Origin of the sequence: Protofrankia sp. CiP3 (assembly GCF_917627345.1) — a bacterium.
In the GTDB taxonomy this organism is placed as follows: Bacteria; Actinomycetota; Actinomycetes; order Frankiales; family Frankiaceae; genus Protofrankia.
The window spans coordinates 1-5,222 of the sequence record NZ_CAKJTM010000105.1 but is presented as its reverse complement, the minus strand read 5'-3'; the positions used below and the strand labels follow the sequence as shown (position 1 = coordinate 5,222).

Here is a 5,222-nt window from a genome sequence, read left to right as displayed (position 1 = left end):
GTTCCTGGTATTGCCCTCCGCCCTGGCCGAACGGTCGGTCACGATCTTCCTGTCGGCCAGCCGCCGGTCCACGCGACGATGGGTCGATGTCCGTGGTGGATTCCGTAGAGTTGCGATCAGAGACGCGTGGCCTAGAAGGGTGGTGGGTGGTGGCTCGCACGTTCGGCACGGCCGGGCCGTGCGTGCCAGGCAAGCACTTCATGATCCCGGCGTCCGCACGGCTCCCCGAAGTGCCCGACCTGGTCGCCAGGGAGAACTACTTCGTCTTGCACGCCCCGCGCCAGACCGGTAAGACGACGGCGCTGCAGGCTCTCGCCACCGACCTCACCGCGAGCGGCCACTACGCGGCGGTCGTGCTGTCCATGGAGGCAGGACGCTCCTGGTCCGCAGACGTCGGCGCCGCCACCAGAGCGATCCTCAGCCTCGCCAGGGAAGCAGCGCAGGACTACCTGCCGGCCGACCTGCGCCCGCCGATCTGGCCGGCCGCATGGGACGAGGGATTGCTCGCGGCCGCATTCGGCGCGTGGGCACGAGCCTGTCCACGCCCCCTCGTGCTGTTCCTCGACGAGATCGACGCACTGTCCGGGCGAACGCTACTCAGCGTCCTCGGTCAAGTACGAGACGGCTACCGTCGGCGGCCAGCTGGCTTTCCCTCCTCGATTGCGCTCTGTGGCCTACGCGACGTCCGCGACTACAAGATCGCGTCAGGGGGCGACCCAACCAGGCTTACCTCACCAAGCCCATTCAACATCAAGGTGACGTCGCTACGGCTGAACGACTTCACACTCGATGAGGTCCGCGCCCTCTATGATCAGTACACCGCCGACACTGGCCAGAAGTTCACCCCCCAGGCGATAGAGCACGTCTTCGCACTCACCATGGGCCAGCCCTGGCTGGTCAACGCGCTTGCCTACGAGATCGTCGACCGCATGAAGGTCCCCGCGACTACGACGATCACGGTCAACCACGTCGACGAGGCCGAGGAGCGTCTCATCGTCGCACGCGAGACCCATCTGGACTCCCTGCTCGACCGACTCCGCGACCCGCGCGTACAGCGGATCATCGAACCAATTCTTGCCGGCACGGAGGTCAGGTTCGATCCCTTCTCCGACGACCTCGCCTACACCACCGACCTCGGCCTCGTCCGGCGGACCGCGTCCACGGTGGAAATCGCCAACCCGATCTACCGCAACGTGATCACACGAGTCCTCGCCGATGGACTGTTCGACGGGGTGGCTGGCGCACCGCAGCCACGTTCGTTTGTTCTGGCCGACGGCCGCCTCGACCTGCCTGGACTACTCGAACGATTCACAGAGTTCTGGCACCGAACCGAGGATGTCCTCGAGGCCGACGAGCCCTATCGCGAAGTGACCCCCCACGTCACACTGCTCGGGTACCTCGACCGCGCCATCAACGGCAGCGGCTTCGTTGACCGTGAGTACGGCGTGGGCCGCGGCGCTATGGACCTGCTCATCCGCTGGAGCCATCCAGGGCCCGACGGAAGATCCACTGTCCAGCGCGAGGCACTGGAGGTCAAGACCCACCGCCCCGGCGATGCCGACCCGACCCAGGCCGGCATCGGCCAGCTCGACGGCTACCTGCTTCGCCTCGGACTGACCACCGGCTATCTCGTGATCTTCGATCAGCGATCCGCCGAACGCAAACGCGTCGGCACCAAGCTCGGCACCCAGATCGCCACCAGCCAAAGCGGACGCACCATCGCGGTCGTGCGCATCTGACTGCCTGTCGAACTCCCGGGTCACCCGGACATCAGGCTGGCCGCTACCGTCGCGCCCAGCTCCCGGCATGCCTCGGTCCCAACCTCACCAACGATCGACAGGGGCTCGCGAGGCGCTTTCACCTCAACCCGGTCGCAATGGTCTCCACCCCGCGGACCGCGCCGGTCGTGTCGCTGTTGCCGTGCAGTAGAGGCGCGGTACAGGCTCGCGCAGACGTTTCCATCTCAGGCCCATAGAAATCGTCTCGACGGTGCGAACCGCACCGTGCACGGTGGCGAAGAACTTGCGGAAAGTCGCGTGCGTCGTACGGTCACGCTATGCTATGGAACTACAGAATCCATCGCTCGAAGACGTTGCCCGTATTATCGACGAAGATCTCAAGTGGAATCGGCTTCCCGTTCGGGTCCCTGAGCCGTTCCCATCTCGCAACCGGCCGATCAGCGAGGCGGAACATGTAGCCGCCGTTGGCGACGAAGGGCGAGGAGACAAAAATCGACGCCATCTCCAAAGCGATGGACGCTGCCCAGGAAGGATTTTGAGGATGCTAGACTATCGCTGTCGAAAATGCAAACTCCCCGGGCCCTCTCGGCGCACTCGTCACCGAATTTCCTTGAGAGGTTCGCAGATCTGTCGGCTCTCCGGGGTCGGGATCTGCCGGCTCAGGTCCAGCCGTTCATCAGCGGGCAGGATGACCGTCGGCGGCGTTCCCGCCTCGATCGCCGCCGTGATGAGTCCGAGGCCCGCTCCGTTGGAACCCCTGATGAAGCTGACGTCCACATCGGGAAGTGGATGACCGGCGCCGGCGCTCCCACTGATCCAGCCACCCAGCAACGGCCGGGTCTCGGACGAGAGCGGGGCTTTGATTTCCAGCAGTTCGACCGCGTCCGCGGGGAGCGTCCGGCCGTATGTCCACTCCTCGGACAGGTGTTCCTTGATGATAGGGCCGAGGTCGCTTGTGAATTCCGTATCGTTCTCGTCCTGGGGGATACTGACGATCAGGAGTATCCGGTCGTAGTCGGTGGTGCCCTTTTCCCGATCCAGGACCGCGACCAGTGGTGTCGGGCGTGGATCCCCACCGGATTCGGCAGGTGCGCTCTGCTGGAGTTTCTCCGCAGCATCCTGCCTCGGCATGGCGCGCAGTGCCGCGCACCGCGCGACCAGATTTCCCCCGGATGTGCTCCCAACATCCGCGTTACCGACGGTGTGGATGAGAATACGCATGTCGTGAAGTATGGGCATCGCTTTCGCGGAGCAACCGGTTGGGTACCGGCCGAGCCCGGCCGCGGTCCGCGGGCAGGGCGCCGCTGCGTCCGTCAGAGGCGAGTGACGGGGCGAACGAGTTCCCGCACACTGGTCACCCGGACCCTTCCCGAGCTCGGCGGTTCGGCGCTGACCGCTCCTCGCCCACAGCGGTGAATGATCTCCTTGCGGTGGGGTGCACCTCCGGGGGACCGTTGCACAAGGCCGCGTCGTCACGTCGTCGATTGAAGGAGGTGTTCATGATGGATGACGAGAGCGGGGGTCCATCCGTGTCCGGGGTTGACGTCCCCCGGTTGTGGGCCTGTAGAAATTCCGGATGTATTCGCCTGGGACGCTTCGGCGCCGCCAGTAGGATGTGTGGCCTGTCAGGGCAGCAGCGTCAGGGCGGGGAGATGCGCGGGTCGCACCGCGTTGAAGTGGCGCCGGTCGAGGGTGGCCATTCGGCCTGTGCCGAAGCGTTCGGCTACCGTGACCACGGAGGCGTCGACCGCACCGAGCGGGAAGTCGGCGTACTGCACGACCAGCTGCCCCATGCGTGTCAGGTTGGCAGGGGTCAGGTGGACGAGTTCGAAGGTTCCTCGTGCCACTTCGGCCAGGAACGCCGCATCCACCTTCGGCCAGCGTTCGAGGAGCCAGCAGACCTCGGTCATCACGGGGCTGGGCAGGAGACGATGGCCGGGCAGCGATGTCAGGAGGGACGCGCACTCGGCGTGTCGCCGGTCGCCCGTGTTCAGGGCAACCGCCAACGGGCCCGTGTCCAGGACAGTAACGATCACGAAAAGTCGCCGCAGCGTTCCCGCATCCGTTGGCGGACATAGTAATCGTGCTGTTCACCGAGGTCTGGTGGGCCGTCGATGCTCCCGATGAGGGCCAGCAGGCCCTCCGGGGCACCCTGCGTCCCGGGCGTCTCGGGTTGGGAGAGGGCGGCTTCGGCTACCTGGGACAGCTCTTCGTCCTGGGTGACGAGCAGGCGTAGCCGGTGTATCTGGTTCGGGTTGAGCAGGCTGACGAGGTGGTGCATGTCCTCGTAGTCAAATGCGGCGCTCATGCGACCAGTGTAGGTCCCGGCGGCACTCGGACCCGCGTCGTGGCCGCAGCCGAGTACAGCAGGGCCGTCAGGGCCGTTGGCACAGGCGACGGTTACGCCCACGCCTGGCGGGCGCTCTGAGTACCGCCAGGTGACGCCGAATTCATGGCCTGGCTCACCCCTGGCCTGCGAGGGTGAGTTCGGTGGTGAGGACGACTGGCCGTGGGGTAATGGTTCGAGTCCCCCTTCGGACACTTTCCCAAGTACATGATCGCCGGAGGCTTGGCCTCGATGGTGACCCGGTGGTACCCGGGGTCGCAGGTCGGCCGCAGGCCGAGACGGCTGTAGACCTTCGGCTGGTCGGCGAAGTCGGCCTCGGTGAGAACGCCCCAGAGGGCCGCCGACCAGGCTGTCGATCTCGCCGGGGCCGGGGCCGGTCTTGCGGCGCCTATGTCAGCCGGTACTCCCGGTCACCGAAGTCGGCGACGACGCGGAGCGTGCCACCGAGGGCATGCACATAAAGCCCGCAGCGTCGAAAGGGTGACGGTGTCGAGTTCGCCGCGCTCGAGCGCCGACACACGGGGCTGTGAGACTCCCATGGTCTGGGCCAGGTCAGACTGCGTGCGGTCCTGCTCGGCCCGGACTTGGGCGAGGTGCCACGCGCGGACATGATCCTCCGTGGCCTCGCGGGCCCGGGTCATGTCGGCGTCGGTGAGGCCAAGTTCGGCGAGTAGCTGCCCGGTGTCCTCATAGGCGTGCCACCCCGCGGTCGTTTTGGTCATCGTCATCAGCCTCCGTCTCCCAGTGCCGCGAGATGCTCGGCGTACCGTGCTTCCGCGAGCGGGATCGCCACCTCGTACCAGCGACGCCAGTTCCCAGCCTTGTTCCCGGCCACCAGCAGTACCATCTGTCGGGCCAGGTCGAACACGAAGAGGAGTCTCATCTCCGTCCCGCCGGTGCTCGCCGGACGCAGTTCCTTCAGGTTGTGCACCCGGCTTCCCTTGACTCGATCGACCAGCGGGCGTCCTTCGTCCGGGCCCCGGCCGTCCAGCACATGCTGGATCGCCTGTCTCACGAGCGCCGCTGTCGCACGATCAGCCTTGCGCACCTCATGCAGCCAGTTCCGTACCTCGGGATGCAGCACCAGCGTCTACCCGGCCTTGGGACGTCATAACAAATTCGTTATGTAGCTGGGT

General features: G+C 65.9%; 6 protein-coding genes. 1 reads left to right on the top strand and 5 read right to left on the bottom strand.

The window, feature by feature from the left end:
* Positions 1-149: 149 nt before the first annotated feature.
* The gene (locus MJ797_RS22530) at positions 150-1,739 is read left to right on the top strand and encodes an AAA family ATPase (RefSeq protein ID WP_239340940.1); all 1,590 of its coding nucleotides are present in this window, start codon (positions 150-152) and stop codon (positions 1,737-1,739) included.
* A 597-nt stretch (positions 1,740-2,336) separates the two neighbouring features.
* Here the strand turns inward: MJ797_RS22530 and MJ797_RS22520 are convergent.
* The 5 genes from MJ797_RS22520 to MJ797_RS22500 all read right to left on the bottom strand — a co-directional run bounded on the left by MJ797_RS22520 (position 2,337) and on the right by MJ797_RS22500 (position 5,170).
* On the bottom strand, positions 2,337-2,978 hold the full coding sequence (locus MJ797_RS22520) for a hypothetical protein (RefSeq protein ID WP_239340937.1): 642 nt from the start codon (positions 2,976-2,978) through the stop codon (positions 2,337-2,339).
* Positions 2,979-3,364: 386 nt separating this feature from the next.
* Positions 3,365-3,775 carry a type II toxin-antitoxin system VapC family toxin gene (locus MJ797_RS22515; RefSeq protein ID WP_239340934.1) on the bottom strand — a complete coding sequence of 137 codons (411 nt, stop codon included), beginning with the start codon at positions 3,773-3,775 and terminating at the stop codon, positions 3,365-3,367.
* Positions 3,772-4,047 (bottom strand): hypothetical protein, encoded by a 276-nt coding sequence (locus tag MJ797_RS22510; protein ID WP_239340931.1) that lies wholly within the window; start codon positions 4,045-4,047, stop codon positions 3,772-3,774. Before MJ797_RS22510 ends, MJ797_RS22515 begins: the two co-directional genes overlap by 4 nt.
* Positions 4,048-4,496: 449 nt before the next feature.
* Positions 4,497-4,814: a helix-turn-helix domain-containing protein gene (locus tag MJ797_RS22505; RefSeq protein WP_239340928.1), complete on the bottom strand. Its 318-nt coding sequence runs from the start codon at positions 4,812-4,814 to the stop codon at positions 4,497-4,499.
* Positions 4,814-5,170: a type II toxin-antitoxin system RelE/ParE family toxin gene (locus MJ797_RS22500; RefSeq protein ID WP_308128360.1), complete on the bottom strand. Its 357-nt coding sequence runs from the start codon at positions 5,168-5,170 to the stop codon at positions 4,814-4,816. Before MJ797_RS22500 ends, MJ797_RS22505 begins: the two co-directional genes overlap by 1 nt.
* Positions 5,171-5,222 lie beyond the last annotated feature (52 nt).

Excerpts from the sequence above, each read along its gene's own strand:
- MJ797_RS22520 (WP_239340937.1), bottom strand. The coding sequence starts at position 2,978 with ATGCCCATACTTCACGACATGCGTATTCTCATCCACACCGTCGGTAAC.
- MJ797_RS22510 (WP_239340931.1), bottom strand. The coding sequence starts at position 4,047 with ATGAGCGCCGCATTTGACTACGAGGACATGCACCACCTCGTCAGCCTG.
- MJ797_RS22505 (WP_239340928.1), bottom strand. The coding sequence starts at position 4,814 with ATGACGATGACCAAAACGACCGCGGGGTGGCACGCCTATGAGGACACC.